The following is a 16,092-nucleotide window of genomic DNA, read 5'->3' on the forward strand; positions in this document are numbered from 1 at the left end:
ATGAGTGTTACGGAACTCATTCAGAGCTATGGGAAAGACTACCTCCTTGCAGTTCTTACCACATGGAAGCTAACGGTGGTGGCTTTCGTCGCAGCCTTCTTGCTTGGGTGCGGAATTACTGTTATTCGGATTTGCCCGATTCCTCCCCTGCGCTGGGCGGGAAACTTGTATGTGCAAGTATTCCGAAATATTCCAGGAGTATCCCTCTTGGTTATATTCGTCTACGCATTGCCATATCTCGATATCGTCTTGTCGTATTACGCATGTGTACTGGCGGTAACGATTCTCATCCCTGCTTCATTCTGTTCTGAATACTTACTTGCAGGCATCAATACGATCCGCCCGGGAGAAATAGAGGCGGCGTATGCTATGGGCTTACGGTTTAATCAGATAGCCCGGCGTATCGTCATTCCCCAGGCAATCAGATCAAGTGTGCTTCCGTTGACGAACTTGGCGATAGCCACCCTGCTGACAACGTCTCTCGCGTCCCAGGTCCCGCTCGATCCACCTGATCTGACCGGTATCGTCACGTTCATTAATTCGCGGTCAGTCGGCGGTGTAACCGCATTCGTCATTTCTGCTCTGTTCTACTGCCTTACCGCGTTAGTTATAGCGCGTGTAGGGACGATCATAGACAGGAAGGTACGGATCCTGCGATGACGGCAACACCACTGGCTTCAGTCCTTTACCAAGACCCCGGACCTCGCACGCGTCGGCGTATCATCCTGTTTACCTGGGTCTCAGCGTTGGTACTTGTAGTACTTGCAGCTTATATTGTTTATCGCTTTTATGCTCTAGGTCAGCTAGATGGGCGTTACTGGAGTTTTTTCGCCAGAGTGTCAACATGGAAGTTTCTAGGACAAGGTATCCTCGGTACCCTTGAGATTTCAGTGGTTGCCGGATTGTGTGGTGCGCTGTTCGGATTCCTTTTGATGCTGGCGAAGTTAAGCTCGGCTCTTGTCCTGCGTGTAGTGAGTACTGCGCTGATTAATTTTACACGCGGTGTTCCTACACTGCTGTTCATATACTTCTTTTTTCTTGTCTTACCTACCCTTGGCGTGTCACTGCCAGCCTTAGTCAATATCTCGTTGCCGGTTGCCATCTCTGCTGCTGGGGTGATAGCTGAGCTTTTACGGTCGGGTGTTAATGCTGTCCCAAGCGGGCAGCATGAAGCAGCGGTGAGCTTGGGGATGTCCGAACATCGCACTTTCTTCAAGATTGTGTTACCGCAAGCGTTACGCTCGATTACGCCAGCGTTGATTTCCGAGCTGGTGATTGTGGTCAAGGACAGCACTTTCGCATACATCGTTAGCTTCCCGGATCTCATGCAAAATTCCAAGGTGCTTATATCGAACTACGACGCTCTGCTGCCGGTATATCTCGTAGCAGCAGTCATCTATATTCTGATTAACTACGCGCTCAATCAGTTGTCGACATATGTTAGTCGGCGCAAACGACGCGGACAGCATAAGGAGATGATATGGCAGTCATAGAGTTACGTGGCGTCAATAAGCATTTTGGCTCCCATCATGTCCTTAAGGATGTTGATCTGAGCGTTGAAGCTGGGGAAGTCGTTGCTGTCATTGGTCCGTCTGGGTCCGGGAAATCAACTCTGTGCCGGTCTATCAACCGGTTAGAGACAATTGATTCGGGAACTATCCTCATACAGGGTGAGTCCCTCCCTCAAGAAGGTAAAGAGCTATCGCAGGTGCGCGCCCAGGTGGGCATGGTCTTTCAACAATTCAATTTGTTTGCGCATAAGACCGTCTTGGAGAACGTCACGATTGCTCCGATCGACGTGCTCCACCGGTCGAAGAAACAGGCTCGAGCTGAAGCGTTGCATCTGTTGGATCGGGTAGGCGTCAGAGACCAAGCGCACAAAGTTCCTGCACAGTTGTCGGGCGGACAGCAGCAGCGCGTAGCTATTGCACGAGCACTGGCGATGCATCCAACGGCGATACTGTTTGATGAACCGACCAGCGCGCTTGACCCAGAAATGGTAAACGAAGTTTTGGACGTGATCGCTGATTTGGCGCGCAATGGAATGACGATGCTGATCGTTACGCATGAGATGAGCTTTGCACGCCGAGTGGCTGATCGCGTGGTCTTTATGGATGACGGGCGCATCGTCGAGACTTCTTCAGCAGAGAAGTTCTTTACGGCACCCGAGACACAACGCGCAGCAGAGTTTATCCAATCAACTCGACACGGGCAGTAGTGATTAAAAGGATATGAAAAGAATTGGTATTGTTGGTGGTGAAGGCGTTCTGCTTTCGAGGGAATACCACAATGCCGTACGGGCCTGTGCTGCGCAACCTGTAACGCTCACCCCAACGAGCTATAAAGAGCTGTTGCCGACGCTCGACGGTGTTGTGATTCCGGGCGGATCTGACATCAACCCGGTGCGGTATGGTCAGGAAAACGTGGCAGCCGAAGACGTGAATGACGCCAATGACTCCTACGAGTTGGAGGTCATTGACCAGACACTTCGTCAGGGTCTACCGTTGTTTGGTATCTGTCGCGGTATGCAGCTACTTGTCGTATTCCTGGGTGGTTCTTTGCAGCAGGATATTAACAGGGAAATACACACGGGGACACCTCATGGTGATCGCATTCACGGCACTTCTATCAAGGCGCATAGTTTCCTCTCATCGATATACCCTCAAATGGTGAGAGTCAACAGTGCTCACCATCAGGCGATTCGTGACCTTGGGGATGGCTGCGTTCCGGTGCAGTGGAGTGACGATAACGTGATCGAGGCCGTGCAGCACAAGAGGCTCCCCGTTATCGGAACTCAGTGGCATCCGGAACGGATGAGAGGTGGGTATGCCCGTCCCGACATGGGTGATGGGACTCGCGTGTTCCAGTATTTCATTAAGGACCTGTGCTCGGCTTAAGTGGTTTATCACCAACGAGAGTGTGGGCGCCTGTGGCGTGACAACATGGCTGCGGTTGCACCGGCACGGGCCATGATGTCGTGGGTCGGGCTGGGTTGGGCCTTAACAGGGGTTGTGGTAGACCACCTGCCGCCCGCCCGCACCCCTGGCGCGAGGGTATCGAAGTGGCCGCCACCGACAGGTTCACCGGCTACACAACTGCTGCAGCCGAGGACATACCCGAAGCGACCACAGTGATGGAACCATAGTGATGGATTCGTTCCATGTGGTCCGGTTAGCCGGGGAGGCCCTAGACCGGTGCCAGGTTCAACAACACCTCCACGGTCACCGGGGACGTGCAGGTGATCTGCTCTACAGTGCCCGCCGCACTCGCCACACAGGGGCTGACCTTCTCATACCCCGCCCACAGGCACGCCTGGAACACCTGTTTGCTGGTGATGCCCACGTCGAAGTGGAAGCCACCTGGAGTGTCTACCAGCGTATTGTTGCCGCCTACCGCCACCCGGACCGCGCACACGGAAAAGGTTCTCGCAGGGGTGATCGCCTCCCCTGTCTGGTGGTGTTCCCGCCGTGTTGAGTGAACTCGTCACTCTAGGACGCATGTTGAGACGGCGGGCCGACGACATCCTGGCCTACTTTGATCGGCCCCGCACCAGTAACGGGCCCACCGAAGCCATCAACAACACCTACGCGGCACCGCGTTGGGGTTGGGATAATCTTGGGCACGACACTTTCGATCACTGGTGGATGCTGGACCTCATCAGCATCCCCATTTATGAACAGCCGCTCTCCTGGATTCAATCGCGTCAGGTTTGCACGGCGCAGGTGTACAAATGTGGCGCAGGTTGTCGACGGTTTCAGGGGTGCACCGTGCAGATGTGGCGCAGCTGTACAAGACTGGCGAAACTGTATGACGGGGGAACCCCCAATCGCTACACCGTCGTCCCCTGCACCCTCTTTTGCGATGAGCTGATTTGCTGTAGTTGCATTTTCTACTGAGCAGTCATTGATACCTGTTGCAGATTGTGTTGTATCGTGGGCATATGCGAACAATGTCAGTTGCGTGTTGGTGATGAGGGAGACATGGTTCCCGATTGCGGAGGATTACAATGGCGACGTCAATTGGTGTATGGTCTGAAGTAGGAAAACTGCGCGAAGTTATGGTGTGCGAGCCGCGTCTCGCTCATCGTCGGCTCACTCCAAGCAATTGTAGAGAGTTTCTTTTCGACGATGTCCTGTGGGTGGAAAAGGCACAGGAGGACCATCGTAATTTCGTCGATAAAATGAGAAAGCGCGGCGTTGTCGTTCGCGAAATGCACACATTGTTGGCTGAGGTGCTCGACATTGCCGAGGGGCGTTCGTGGATACTTGATCGCAAATTGTCTCCCAATGCGGTAGGTCTGGGTATTGACAAGGATGTTCGTGACTGGCTCGATAACATGCCTTCGGACACCCTCGCCGAACATCTCATTGGCGGAGTGACGTACGGAGAGGTGCCGGACGACAGGCGAAAGCACATTCTGGGTGCTCTCATCAAGGCGCGTGACGAGAATCAATTCCTCCTCCCTCCACTGCCCAACACACAGTTCACCCGTGACACCTCGGCGTGGATCTATGGCGGAGTCACCCTCAACCCCATGCGCTGGCCGGCTCGCCGGCACGAAACGGTTCTGGCTAATGCCATTTACAGTTACCATCCCGCTTTCACGACCCGTGATTTTGAGTATTGGTACGGCTATGCCGAGTGTGATTACGGAATGTCGTTCCTTGAAGGCGGCGACATTATGCCGATTGGTCATGACACAGTCCTTATTGGGATGGGTGAGCGGTCCTCATGGCAGGCGATTACCCAGCTGGCGCGATCTCTGTTCGTCCACGGTGTCGCGCGCAGAATTGTCGTCGCAGCCATGGCACCAGACCGAGCTTCCATGCACCTGGACACCGTGTTTAGTTTCTGTGATGTCGACATGGTGACCCTGTATAAGCCAGTTGTCGATGCCATCACCGCTTTGGTGTTAGAGCCAAGCAGCCAGGAAGCAGGCTTCTCGGTGCGGGTCGACGATCGTCACTTCACTGCTATCGTCGCCGAGTGCCTCGGGCTTGATGAATTGCGCACTGTTGAGACGGGTGGCGATCGTTGGGGGGCTCAACGGGAACAGTGGGATGACGGTAACAATGTGGTGGCGCTTGAACCCGGTGTTGTCATCGGATATGACCGCAACGTCGAGACGAATAGTCTGCTTGCGAAAGCCGGTGTGGAGGTCATCGAGATTCAAGCTGCCGAGCTGGGGCGTGGGCGAGGTGGAGGTCATTGCATGACATGCCCGATTACTCGGGACCCCGTGGATTACTGACTGATGTTGTGAATGTGAATGGGGGCCATGTTTCATGGAAATCGCGCCGCGAAAGGAGTTTCGACGGTGGTTTTAATCACAAACCGTCCACAAAAGCCGTGCAGCTCCTTATCGCGACTGTCGCATTACTTATTTAATAGCTCGTTTGGTGTGTTTGAAAAGAGTCTTGGTATGCACAGCTTACGAAGCCGGTAGATTAGGTTAACATAGAACGTGGCACGCCAGAAAGCAGGTGGTGGATGCATGAAGGTGGGATTTGTTGGAGCCGGAAAAGTAGGCTGTTCTCTCTATAATTACTTTGTGCGTAACAAGATAGCAGTCACATGTTGCTATACACGCACCAAAGCAGCGGGTAAAAGCGCTCAGATTAGATATGTAACGTCGCTCGACGCGGCAGTAGCTGAGAGTGATGTTCTGTTTTTGACAGTACCAGACGATGCGATCAGTACGGCCTGGGAGCACGTCAAATCATATCCGATACAGGGAAAGCTGATTTGTCATTGTAGCGGATCTCTGTCGGCAACGGTTTTCTGCGGAATTGAAGAAACCGGGGCATATGGCTATTCCGTCCATCCGATGTTTCCGTTTAAAAGCACCGAAACCGCATATGATGACCTAGCGAAGGCAGTTTTTAGCATCGAAGGAAACGAAGAGCGCATTGACGCTATCATGGAGTTGCTATCGATGTGCCCAAATCGCATCGTGAAACTGAAAAGCAACGACAAGACGAAATATCATGCAGCAAGCGTCTTTGCGTCAAATCTTGTCGTCGGTCTCATGAATCAGGCTACAGGGCTTCTCAAGGAATGCGGTTTTAGTGACAAGGCGGCTCTTGCCGCATTAGAACCCCTGGCAGTTGCAAACATGAAGAACATTTTTGACGTGGGGGCATGCGAGGCGCTTACGGGGCCAGTCGAGCGCCACGACGTCGAGACTGTTAAAGAGCATCTACGCGCCTTAGACCAAGAGAAGAAGGCTACGTACATCACAGTGACGCGAGAAATCATAAGACTTGCAGAGGTGCGTCACCCTGGCAGATCTTATGAAGATATGAAGCAGGTTTTGGAGGGAGTGGAATGACGACGACGGTGCGCACCGTACAACACATGAAGGACAACGGCAAAGATCTCGATGGTGACTGCATATGATTATTCCACTGAGAAATTGTTCGATCAAGCAGGGATCGATACGTTCCGCGTTCGAGATCTTCTCGGGATGGTGATGCTGGGATACGATTCTACGATTTCGGTAATCGGGTTCATTGTAATTCTGGGTGTAGAGGGTGGTGGGGATGGGGATGTCTTGTTGCTGCCTATCGTGATCTTGACTGTATTCAGGCTGAGTAGATATGTAGCGCGGTGAGTGAGTCTCTTATTTATTGTGTGCCCATCGTGGTGAGTGGATTGAGCAGGCCGGGTTGGTGACATTCTGGGGCTATGTTGATCGGTCCCGTACTGGTAACGAACTCGTCGAGGCTATCAACGGGTCTGGGGTGGAAGGGTGTGATAGTAGTTCGCTGCTGGAAGCTGGACTCTGTTGACGTCTTTGAGTATGGACAGTCGCTATTGCTGGATTTGGCTGCGCCAGTTTTGTGCAGTTGCGCCGGGTTTGTACGTGGCAGGTGCGCAATGGTGGCGGAGGTTGCCGACGGTTTCCGGGGTCCACCGTGCAATGGTGGCGTAACTGTGCAAAGGTGGCGCAGCTGCGTGCTGAGAGTCTTGGTGTTGACGATCAAGTGCGGTTTTCCAGTCAGCGCAGTTGCCGTGGCCGGTTAACGAAGTAGGCGTCACAGGTAGGCCAGCAAGTGGATGAGTTCTGGGACGGTATCTACTCCCGGATGTGGTTGGTTGGATAGGAGGATGGCCTTTATCCCAGCCGCCTGTGCGGCGTCAATGTCAATGGGGCGATCACCCACGGCAATGACGTCGGATGGATTCAGTCCGTGGCGTTCCATGAGGATCTTGTTCATCTGGGGGTCTGGCTTGCGAGCGAAACCGTCCGGGGCACATACCAGGTCGTCCACCTGAACCCCGAGGGCGTGGAAGAGATTCTCAGCGCTGGTGCGATCACGATGAGTCGCCACCAGATTCAGGCCGCCCCCTCGGCGCACGGCCGCCATGACCTCAGCTGCTCCAGCCATGAGCGGGGCAGGATCGTGTACCCACTTCTTTTTCAATAAGGCGTAGGCGTCGTCAAGTAGCTCGGAGGGGATGTCGTAACGCATAGCCAACACCTCGATGGCGTGAGCGATCGATTCCGATCTCAGCTGAGCCACTTCGGACAACTGTTCCTCGGTTGGTTCAGACCACACGACGCCCGCAAGGGTCCGGTCGACCTCTGGGTAGGTGTCGACCAGTGTTCCTCCCATGTCCCAAATAACGCTCCTCACGTCATCGAGTCTTCCAGATACCTGTTGTCAATGCCGAGTGTCCTCGTCGGTGACAGCAGGTAGCGGGTAACCTGCCACGAGTGACCACACCCGAGCATGAACCCGACCCATGGGCGATGCAACTGGTACTGCTTCGCGACAAAACCCATCCAGCTCGTCAGGCGGATGCTTGTGAGGCAGCTGCCCGCGCCGTCGTCTTTCTCCTCGACGACCCCCGGACGGCACCGGGAGGCCCATGGCACGATGCTGTTCAACATTGGTCTGACAAGCGTATTCGCAAGATAGTTCGTCGGGCTTCGGGAAAACGGTGGCACGACGTACAAGCCCTCGACGGTATAACTGTCACCCAAGAACCACCCGCAGGTGCGGCTCCCGAAACCGGTCCGGCGATGGTGCGGGCATTTGTTCCGGCTCCCGTCCATCCGCAGCCCAAACAAATCGACAAGCTCCAGGTTGCCGGCACCAACCTTCCTGCTGATGGCCAGTCGGCTACCGAGGATGCCGTCGTCACCATCGAGATCAATCCCCGAATCGAGATGACGACTGGCAAGGCCTGCGCTCAGTGCGGCCACGCGGCCCAGCTTGCTCATGAGGCGATGACTACTGGCAGCGACGATGATCGACGTGCCTTGGAGCAGTGGCGTCGCGACGGTTTCCGCGTTCGTGTCGTCACTCCAACGGTCGAGCACTGGGATGCGGACGTGGCCCGTGTGAGGGTCGTGGACGCCGGATTTACCGAGTTCAACGGCCCCACTGCGACGACTCGGGCACGGTGGTGATCCTGGTCACGTAGAATCGTGCCATGTCTCAGCTTCTTCTGACCGCGGTCGGCGCGGACCGCGCCGGACTTGTTTCTGACCTTTCTGAAATTGTCGCCAGTCACGATGGCAACTGGCTTGATAGCCGGATGGCACGGCTCGCCGGCGCTTTCGCGGGAATTGTTCTTGTTGATATCGACGAGTCGAAGGTTGAGCGCCTCAAAGCCGACCTCGGAACCCTTGAGGTCAAGGGCCTGAAAGTTACCGTTACCGATACCAGTCCGCACGGTGACCAGAACGAAGCGATTCTCGTGGTCAATCTCGTCGGTCACGACCACCCTGGAATCATTCACAAGGTGGCGGCCACGATGGCCCGTCTCGGTGTCACCATTGACGACCTGTCCACAGGGCTTCGCGAGGCACCGATGGGCGATGGCATTCTCTTTGAAGCCCGGGCGCAATGCCGGATTACGAACGCGACGACCCTTGAGGACCTACGCTCGGAACTGGAATCCATTGCCACCGAGATCATGGTCGACATCGATCTCATTGATCGTTCCTGATCTCGGGGCCGACGAGGAGGCCTCATGATTCGTATCTCTGGCACTGACCTGGACATCAAGCCGCTGGTACTGGGAGCCAACACTTTTGGCTGGACTGCTAATGAGCACGACTCTCACGCCATCCTGGACGCCTTTGTCGGCGGTGGGGGATCGTTGGTTGACACTGCCGACGGTTATTCCCACTGGGCTGAGGGGAATGCCGGAGGTGAATCTGAGAAGATCATCGGCTCGTGGCTGGAGAAGGGTGGCAGCCGGGACGACATCCTCATCGCTACCAAGGTGTCTACCCATCCCGAGTTCAAAGGTCTATCTCCGGAGAACATCTCGGCTGCAGTTGACGCCTCTTTGGCCCGACTTCATACCGATCATATTGACCTCTACTATGCCCATTACGACGATGACACCCAGCAGATCGAGGACATGGCGGCTGCTTTTGACAAGCTCGTCAAGGCTGGCAAGGTCCGGTGGGTCGGCCTTTCGAACTTCTCGGTGGCCCGGGAACAAAAGTGGTTCGAGGTAGCTGAGCACGAGGGGCTTGCGAGACCGGTAGCCCTGCAACCTCAATACAACCTGCTGCATCGCGCGGACGTCGAGGACCCTCAAGGGTACGGTCAGCTTGCCAGCGAGTACAACCTGGCCCTGTTCCCGTACTTCTCCCTGGCGTCAGGCTTCCTGACTGGCAAGTACGCCACTCGAGAGGATCTTCACGGTGTCGCTCGGGAATCCATGATTGCGAGGTATTTGCCTGACGGCGAGCACGAGCAGGCGGCGTTTGCGGTCCTCGATCGGCTACGAGAGATCGCCGGACATCACGGCGTTGAGGTGGCGTCGGTTTCTTTGGCATGGCTGATGGCCAAGGGGGTTACCGCACCCATCGCTTCGGCGCGCACCGTCGATCAACTGGGTCCACTGCTGGCCGCCACCGATCTGGCGTTATCCCATGACGAAGTCCGTGCCCTGGATGCGGCGTCGGAGCTGTTCACTCGGGACTGAAAGGCGTCCAGACTGTCGTGGTCGCTGCTCTCATCCGCATAGAGTGTGATTATGGCCACTACTGCTTTTAAGGGACAAACCGTCAACACCGTCGCCGATCTGCCACAGGTCGGATCTGATCTTCCGTCGTTCAACCTTGTCAAGGCTGATCTGTCAGAGCTGACCAGCGACGAGTTCAAGGGCAAGAAGCTCGTTCTTAACATCTTCCCGAGCGTCGATACTGGTGTCTGCGCCCAGAGCGTGCGCACCTTTAACCAGAAGGCCGCCGGACTCGACGACACGACCGTGTTGTGTGTTTCTCGCGACCTTCCCTTTGCCCAGGCTCGGTTCTGTGGTGCCGAAGGCATTGAGAATGTCGTCGTTGCTTCGGCTTTTCGCTCCGACTTCGGCAAGGATCTCGGCGTCGCCCTCGCTGACGGGCCGATGAAGGGCCTGTTGGCTCGTGCAGTCGTTGTTGCTGACGGTCAGGGAAAGGTGGCATACACCCAGCTGGTCGACGAGATCACGACTGAGCCCGATTACGACACCGCTCTTGAGGCCGCCAAGAAGGCCTGATTTATAGCTGGGTCTTGGGGGCGTCCCGGATCTACCGGGGCGCCCTGTTTTATGCCCCATATCAGGATACGGAGTATGCGTAACGGGACGTATCCGAGGGCGGTACAGTGACAAAAGTCTCGTCCGGAAGGGCGGACTCTCCTATCTGAGGACCACCATGGACGGCGAATTGAAGCGCGGACTCTCCTCGCGTCACATGAACATGATCGCAATCGGCGGCGCTATTGGTACCGGCCTTTTCTTGGCATCCGGTGCCACCATCTCCCAGGCCGGGCCGGGCGGTGCCCTCGTCGCATACCTGGCCATGGGACTCATGGTCTTCCTCCTTATGCAGTCGTTGGGGGAGATGAGTTCCTACCTCCCGGTGCCGGGCGCCTTCGAGACCTACGCCACCCGTTTCGTCTCCCCGTCCTTCGGCTTCGCACTGGGCTGGAATTACTGGTTCAACTGGGCTATCACGGTGGCTGCTGAGCTCGTTGCCGCCTCGATAGTGATGGCCTATTGGTGGCCGAATGTTTCGGCCTGGATATGGTCAGCTGGATTCTTGGCACTGTTGTTCGTGCTCAATGTGTTGTCCGCGCGGGCCTACGGCGAGGGAGAGTTCTGGTTCGCCATCATCAAGGTGGCTGCAGTCCTCGTCTTTCTGGTTCTCGGCATTCTCATGATTGCCGGAATCATGGGCGATTCTCCTGGACTCTCCAACTGGCGGCACGGCGACGCCCCCTTTGTCAATGGGTTCGGCGGTATTATGACGGTCTTTCTCATCGCCGGATTCTCCTTCCAGGGCACTGAACTCATCGGAATTGCAGCGGGGGAGTCGAAGGATCCGAACACGGTCGTCCCCAAGGCCACCAGGCAGATCTTCTGGCGAATCATGATTTTCTATATCGGGGCAATCGCGGTCATCGGACTGCTGCTGCCATATACCGACCCGAACTTGCTGGCCGGCGAGGTGACCGACGTCGCCGTCAGCCCCTTCGCCCTAGTGCTGAAGCGAGCCGGTGTGGCTGCGGCTGCCGCCGTCATGAATGCCGTCATCCTCACCTCGGTGCTTTCGGCGGGAAATTCCGGCCTCTATGCGTCCACTCGAATGCTTTACGCCCTGGCTCGAGAGGGCAAAGCTCCCAGAATCCTCGGTACCACTAACCGGCATGGCGTTCCGGTTCCGGCCCTCATCGTGACGACCCTCGTCGGGGCAGCGTGCTTCGCAACATCCTTGGTGGGATCGGGACAGGCATACACCTGGTTGGTTAATGTCTCCGGATTGTGTGGATTCATCGCGTGGATTGGAATTGCGATATCTCACATTCAGTTCCGACGCGCTTTCCTCGTGCAGGGACACGAGCTGTCCGAGTTGCCATATCGGGCGCGCTGGTACCCGGCTGGGCCAATCGTCGCAGGGCTACTGTGCGTGATCGTCACCTTGGGGCAGGGACGTGACGCGGTCCTCAGCGGTGATGTCACCGGGATGATTGTCGCATACGTCACGATCCCGGTCTTCCTAGCGCTGTGGCTTGGCCACAAGATCGTTACCAAGGCTCCTCGAGCAGACCTTTCTACCGCAAACCTCGACCTCGACTGACATGATGAGAGGGTTACAGTCGAACGGGTGTGACAAGAATGAGGGCATGATGATTCGACGCCCCGGATGGGTCGATTACCTCATCGGCTGGCACGTCTACCCCTTGGGATTCGTGGGAGCCCCTAAGAAGCTCGAATCTGACGAGGTGTGTCACCGGCTTGGACATCTGGAGGCCTGGCTCGATCACGCGGTTGCTCTCGGGTGCTCTGGCTTGGCCCTGGGGCCGGTGTTCGCCTCAGCCAGCCACGGTTATGACACTTTGGATTACTTCTCCATTGATCCCCGCCTTGGCGACGAGACCGACTTCAACCATCTGGTTCGATCCGCCCATTCACGTGGTCTGTCGGTGCTTCTTGACGGGGTGTTCAACCACGTATCGAGTCAAAACCAGCTCGTGAAGGCTGCCCTGGCGGGCGGCCCAAACTCTGATGTAGGACGTATGGTTCGCTGGCAGGACGGTCAGCTTGACGTCTTCGAGGGGCACAGCGATCTCGTAGCCCTCAATCATGACAACCCGGTAGTGCGGGATCTTGTCGCTCGGGTGATGAACTACTGGTGTGATCGTGGCGTGGACGGCTGGCGTCTGGACGCTGCCTACTGCGTCACGTCAGAGTTCTGGGCCACAGTCCTGCCCATGGTGCGTAAGAACCACCCCGATGTGTGGATCTTTGGTGAAGTCATCCATGGCGACTACCCAGGAATCATTAAGGCGTCCGGGATGGACTCCCTGACCCAGTACGAACTGTGGAAGGCGATCTGGTCCGCTATCGAATCTCGTAACTTCTTCGAACTGGACCATGCCCTGGGCCGTCACAATGAGTTCTGCGCCGCTTTCACCCCGATGACCTTCGTTGGTAACCATGACGTCACCCGCATTGCCTCGAAAGTGGGGGAGGATGGTGCGGTAGTGGCGACCGCGATCCTCGCCACCGTCGGCGGGGTCCCATTCATCTATTACGGGGATGAGCTGGCATATCGCGGTATCAAAGAGGAGAGGTTTGGAGGCGACGACGATATCCGTCCGGTCTTTCCAGCTACTCCGGCCAACCTGTCAGGCCTTGGTGCCGAGACGCTGCGTGCTCATCAGGACTTGCTGGGTCTGCGTCGACGTCATCCCTGGCTCGTCGACGCTCGCACCGAGCCGCTTGACCTCACCAACGAGCGGTACGTTTACCGCAGCGCAGTTCCGGGGGTGGAGCCTCTCGTCGTCGAGCTGGATGTACGTGATGGCTGCTCGGCCTTGGTCCGAGAGGCCGGCCAGATTATCTGGTCCAGCCGAGGCTAGTCTCCGCCGAAGAGGTCTCGCGTGTAGACCTTGTCGGCAACATCGCTCAGCTCGGGAGCCATGCGGTTGGCGATGATGACATCGCAGTCGGTTTTGAAGGCGTCAAGGTCTTTGGTGACTTTCGAGTGGAAGAACTCATCCCCTTCGAAGGTCGGCTCGTAGACGACGACCTCGATACCCTTGGCCTTGATACGTTTCATGACGCCTTGGATTGACGAGGAGCGGAAGTTGTCCGACCCCGCCTTCATGACGAGCCGGAAGATTCCCACTCGTTTCGGGTCCTTGGCGATGATGTCGGAAGCGATGAAGTCCTTGCGCACCGTGTTTGAATCGACGATGGCCTGTATGAGGGTCTGCGGAACATCCTGGTAGTTGGCCAGCAGCTGACGGGTGTCCTTGGGTAGGCAGTAGCCGCCATAGCCGAAGGAGGGGTTGTTGTAGTGGTTGCCGATGCGCGGGTCTAGACACACCCCATCAATGACCTGACGAGTGGATAGCCCGCGCTGAGAGGCATAGGTGTCCAACTCATTGAAGAAAGAAACCCGCATCGCCAGGTAGGTGTTGGCGAAGAGTTTGATGGCCTCTGCTTCGGTGGCTCCGACAAAGAGAACGGGGATGTCGGCGTCGACGGCTCCGGCAGCCATGAGATCGGCGAAGAGGCGAGCCTTTGCCGAATTCGCTCCGACGACGATTCGCGAGGGATGAAGGTTGTCGTAGAGGGCCTTGCCTTCTCGCAGGAACTCAGGGGAGAAGATGACGTCGAGCTCGGGTCGCTCCTTGCGAACCCCCTCGACGAAGCCCACCGGAATCGTCGATTTGATGACGATTGTCGCCTGGGGGGCGATCTGCTGAACCAGGTCGAGCACTCCATTGACGCTTGAGGTGTCGAAATAGTTTTGGTCAGGGTCGTAATTCGTCGGGGTGGCTATCACAACGAAATCAGCGTCGTTATATGCCTCATGTGGGTCAGTGGTGGCTTTCAGATCTACGTCGTGGTGGGCCAGATACTCCTCAATGAGAGGATCGACGATGGTCGTGTGCCCGTTGTTGACCATGTCGACCCTTTCGGCGTCGATGTCGATGGCGACGACACTGTTGTGCTGGGCGAGCAATACGGCATTAGCCATGCCGACATAACCCAGTCCTGCGACGGCGATCTTCACGCGAGGTCCTTTCAGCAGATGTTCACGAGTCTAGAGCGGCGACCTTACGAGACGGTGACATGCCGCGCCTAACTCTCCAACACCACGACTGGCAACACAAAGCCTGCCGGCGGCCCGTTCTGGAACCTCAATATGCTGGAACCACGACCTGGGAGGATTCATGGACACCATCACAATTACCGCCGACGACGGAGCCGATATTGACGTTCTTGTCTGGCGTCCGCAGATAGCTCCGGATCGGTCTGTCAAAGGACTAGTGCAGCTGTGTCACGGCATGGCCGAGTATGCCGCCCGTTATGACGAGGTAGCCCGGGTGTTGGCAGATGACGGCTGGCTGGTTGTGGCGAACGACCACCGTGGCCATGGACCGCGCGCCGCTGCCACAGGTGAGCTCGGGACAACGTCTGATCGCGGCTACCACCAGCTGCTTGACGATCTCTCTGCGGTCGCTGATTACTTCTTGGCTGAGGTGGAGGGGAAACCGTGGTTCCTTGTCGGGCACTCGATGGGATCGTTCCTGACCCGAATCCTGGCTGCTCGTCGAGGTCGTGAAATGACCGGTTTAGTCATCATCGGCACCGGTTCTTCGCTTGGGCCGTTGAGCATGGTTGCCACCGTGCTGGCCCAGGCCCAGGTACTCATGTTGGGTGAGGATTCTCGTAGCCCGTTGCTCAACACCCTGTCTTTCGGCTCTTTCAACCGAGCATTCCAACCCACCCGCACGGGGTATGACTGGTTGTCCCGGGATGTTCGGGTCGTTGATGAGTACATCGATGACCCGCTGTGCGGTTTTGTGTACACTGCGGCGTTCTACCGCGAACTCGTCCGGCTGATCGAACTCGCCAATTCCACTGAGATTTTCCGAGCGACGCCTCCTGCACTGCCCATCCTGTTGATGTCGGGGGCCAAGGACCCGGTGGGAGATTCTGGGCGGGGAGTGCGTCGAGTGGCGCGTCAGCTGCGCGGCTCCGGGTCTCGTGAGGTCGATCTCGTCGTCTACCCGGGGGCGCGGCATGAGATCCTCAACGAGGTCAACCGTCGGCAGGTTCACGCTCATTTGCGTGACTGGATTGATACCGTCGCTGACCGGCCTCGGGCCGTGCCGGATCGCAAGGCACGATGATAAGGGCACACTAATTAAGGCAACCCTCATTAAGGCGTAGTGAGAAAGGTGCGGGAACCCAGGCACGGGAACAACTGGTCCACGGCGCTAATGCACAAGCGTGCAGTTATTTGACCCGTTGTGCCATGTCGATTGTGCGCGGCCTAGTATCGTAGGTGCTGGTGCCGAGAAATCCCGCGTGGGGTTTTGAGGCGGTAAGAGGGAATCCGGTGAAATTCCGGAACTGCCCCGCAGCGGTGAGTGGGAACGACATCACCATCGTCGGCCAGCCGGTTCTCGAATCGGATGGGTGGCGATCAAGCACTGGGTTTCGGCCTGGGAAGCGGTGACGTAGGACTCGTCGGCAGACGAGGTGCCCACGAGTCCGAATACCTGCCACAGGGTGTGGTGCATCGTGCGTGTACCGCAGCGTCCGAGGTCTCGAGGGCCG

16 protein-coding genes, 1 pseudogene and 1 riboswitch are annotated in these 16,092 nt (G+C 56.7%); of the genes and pseudogenes, 15 read left to right on the plus strand and 2 right to left on the minus strand.

Annotated features, from left to right (window positions below):
* From Q4B98_RS00140 to Q4B98_RS10490, 8 genes and pseudogenes are all read left to right on the plus strand, one after another.
* Complete coding sequence (locus tag Q4B98_RS00140; protein WP_303194581.1) at positions 1-660, plus strand: amino acid ABC transporter permease; 660 nt, start codon at positions 1-3, stop codon at positions 658-660.
* On the plus strand, positions 657-1,493 hold the full coding sequence (locus tag Q4B98_RS00145; protein WP_303194582.1) for an amino acid ABC transporter permease: 837 nt from the start codon (positions 657-659) through the stop codon (positions 1,491-1,493). The genes Q4B98_RS00140 and Q4B98_RS00145 overlap by 4 nt, the downstream gene beginning before the upstream one ends.
* Entirely contained in the window at positions 1,481-2,218 is a 738-nt protein-coding gene (locus tag Q4B98_RS00150) for an amino acid ABC transporter ATP-binding protein (RefSeq protein ID WP_303194583.1), read from the plus strand. The genes Q4B98_RS00145 and Q4B98_RS00150 overlap by 13 nt, the downstream gene beginning before the upstream one ends.
* A gap of 13 nt (positions 2,219-2,231) precedes the next feature.
* Complete coding sequence (locus Q4B98_RS00155; protein WP_303194584.1) at positions 2,232-2,897, plus strand: gamma-glutamyl-gamma-aminobutyrate hydrolase family protein; 666 nt, start codon at positions 2,232-2,234, stop codon at positions 2,895-2,897.
* A gap of 146 nt (positions 2,898-3,043) precedes the next feature.
* A pseudogene (locus tag Q4B98_RS00160) lies at positions 3,044-3,604 on the plus strand (transposase); the annotation flags it as partial.
* A gap of 402 nt (positions 3,605-4,006) precedes the next feature.
* Complete coding sequence (locus Q4B98_RS00165; RefSeq protein WP_303194585.1) at positions 4,007-5,251, plus strand: arginine deiminase; 1,245 nt, start codon at positions 4,007-4,009, stop codon at positions 5,249-5,251.
* 213 nt (positions 5,252-5,464) lie between these two features.
* Complete coding sequence (locus Q4B98_RS00170; protein WP_303194587.1) at positions 5,465-6,331, plus strand: Rossmann-like and DUF2520 domain-containing protein; 867 nt, start codon at positions 5,465-5,467, stop codon at positions 6,329-6,331.
* A 45-nt stretch (positions 6,332-6,376) separates the two neighbouring features.
* The gene (locus tag Q4B98_RS10490; RefSeq protein ID WP_368492287.1) at positions 6,377-6,613 is read left to right on the plus strand and encodes a 3-methyl-2-oxobutanoate hydroxymethyltransferase; all 237 of its coding nucleotides are present in this window, start codon (positions 6,377-6,379) and stop codon (positions 6,611-6,613) included.
* 424 nt (positions 6,614-7,037) lie between these two features.
* Here Q4B98_RS10490 and Q4B98_RS00175 read toward each other — a convergent pair whose 3' ends face one another.
* Complete coding sequence (locus tag Q4B98_RS00175) at positions 7,038-7,640, minus strand: HAD-IA family hydrolase (RefSeq protein ID WP_303194589.1); 603 nt, start codon at positions 7,638-7,640, stop codon at positions 7,038-7,040.
* A gap of 116 nt (positions 7,641-7,756) precedes the next feature.
* On the opposite strand from Q4B98_RS00175, the gene Q4B98_RS00180 reads away from it, so the two are divergent.
* The 6 genes from Q4B98_RS00180 (at position 7,757) to Q4B98_RS00205 (ending at position 13,376) form a co-directional block, all read left to right on the plus strand.
* A complete protein-coding gene (locus Q4B98_RS00180) occupies positions 7,757-8,419 on the plus strand; it encodes a peptidyl-tRNA hydrolase (protein ID WP_303195510.1) in 663 nt (220 codons plus the stop codon).
* A gap of 23 nt (positions 8,420-8,442) precedes the next feature.
* The gene (locus Q4B98_RS00185; RefSeq protein WP_303194591.1) at positions 8,443-8,961 is read left to right on the plus strand and encodes a glycine cleavage system protein R; all 519 of its coding nucleotides are present in this window, start codon (positions 8,443-8,445) and stop codon (positions 8,959-8,961) included.
* Positions 8,962-8,985: 24 nt separating this feature from the next.
* Positions 8,986-9,954: an aldo/keto reductase gene (locus Q4B98_RS00190; RefSeq protein ID WP_303194593.1), complete on the plus strand. Its 969-nt coding sequence runs from the start codon at positions 8,986-8,988 to the stop codon at positions 9,952-9,954.
* 51 nt (positions 9,955-10,005) lie between these two features.
* Positions 10,006-10,509, plus strand: coding sequence for a thiol peroxidase (gene tpx / locus Q4B98_RS00195; protein ID WP_303194595.1), 504 nt, complete (start codon positions 10,006-10,008; stop codon positions 10,507-10,509).
* A gap of 157 nt (positions 10,510-10,666) precedes the next feature.
* A complete protein-coding gene (locus Q4B98_RS00200; RefSeq protein WP_303194597.1) occupies positions 10,667-12,091 on the plus strand; it encodes an amino acid permease in 1,425 nt (474 codons plus the stop codon).
* Positions 12,092-12,140: 49 nt separating this feature from the next.
* Positions 12,141-13,376 carry an alpha-amylase family protein gene (locus tag Q4B98_RS00205; RefSeq protein WP_303195513.1) on the plus strand — a complete coding sequence of 412 codons (1,236 nt, stop codon included), beginning with the start codon at positions 12,141-12,143 and terminating at the stop codon, positions 13,374-13,376.
* On the opposite strand, the gene Q4B98_RS00210 is transcribed toward Q4B98_RS00205, so the two are convergent.
* Positions 13,373-14,539 (minus strand): nucleotide sugar dehydrogenase, encoded by a 1,167-nt coding sequence (locus tag Q4B98_RS00210; RefSeq protein WP_303194598.1) that lies wholly within the window; start codon positions 14,537-14,539, stop codon positions 13,373-13,375. The genes Q4B98_RS00205 and Q4B98_RS00210 overlap by 4 nt on opposite strands.
* 160 nt (positions 14,540-14,699) lie before the next feature.
* Between Q4B98_RS00210 and Q4B98_RS00215 the strand changes: the two genes are divergently transcribed.
* Positions 14,700-15,662 carry an alpha/beta fold hydrolase gene (locus Q4B98_RS00215; RefSeq protein WP_303194600.1) on the plus strand — a complete coding sequence of 321 codons (963 nt, stop codon included), beginning with the start codon at positions 14,700-14,702 and terminating at the stop codon, positions 15,660-15,662.
* Between the two features lie 142 nt (positions 15,663-15,804).
* A riboswitch (cobalamin riboswitch) is annotated at positions 15,805-16,057 on the plus strand.
* Positions 16,058-16,092 lie beyond the last annotated feature (35 nt).

Origin of the sequence: Cutibacterium sp. (genome assembly GCF_030525615.1) — a bacterium.
Lineage (GTDB): Bacteria > Actinomycetota > Actinomycetes > Propionibacteriales > Propionibacteriaceae > Cutibacterium.

Excerpts from the sequence above, each read along its gene's own strand:
- Q4B98_RS00140 (WP_303194581.1), top strand. The coding sequence starts at position 1 with ATGAGTGTTACGGAACTCATTCAGAGCTATGGGAAAGACTACCTCCTT.
- Q4B98_RS00145 (WP_303194582.1), top strand. The coding sequence starts at position 657 with ATGACGGCAACACCACTGGCTTCAGTCCTTTACCAAGACCCCGGACCT.
- Q4B98_RS00150 (WP_303194583.1), top strand. The coding sequence starts at position 1,481 with ATGGCAGTCATAGAGTTACGTGGCGTCAATAAGCATTTTGGCTCCCAT.
- Q4B98_RS00155 (WP_303194584.1), top strand. The coding sequence starts at position 2,232 with ATGAAAAGAATTGGTATTGTTGGTGGTGAAGGCGTTCTGCTTTCGAGG.
- Q4B98_RS00165 (WP_303194585.1), top strand. The coding sequence starts at position 4,007 with ATGGCGACGTCAATTGGTGTATGGTCTGAAGTAGGAAAACTGCGCGAA.
- Q4B98_RS00180 (WP_303195510.1), top strand. The coding sequence starts at position 7,757 with ATGCAACTGGTACTGCTTCGCGACAAAACCCATCCAGCTCGTCAGGCG.
- Q4B98_RS00185 (WP_303194591.1), top strand. The coding sequence starts at position 8,443 with ATGTCTCAGCTTCTTCTGACCGCGGTCGGCGCGGACCGCGCCGGACTT.
- Q4B98_RS00190 (WP_303194593.1), top strand. The coding sequence starts at position 8,986 with ATGATTCGTATCTCTGGCACTGACCTGGACATCAAGCCGCTGGTACTG.
- tpx (WP_303194595.1), top strand. The coding sequence starts at position 10,006 with ATGGCCACTACTGCTTTTAAGGGACAAACCGTCAACACCGTCGCCGAT.
- Q4B98_RS00200 (WP_303194597.1), top strand. The coding sequence starts at position 10,667 with ATGGACGGCGAATTGAAGCGCGGACTCTCCTCGCGTCACATGAACATG.
- Q4B98_RS00205 (WP_303195513.1), top strand. The coding sequence starts at position 12,141 with ATGATTCGACGCCCCGGATGGGTCGATTACCTCATCGGCTGGCACGTC.
- Q4B98_RS00215 (WP_303194600.1), top strand. The coding sequence starts at position 14,700 with ATGGACACCATCACAATTACCGCCGACGACGGAGCCGATATTGACGTT.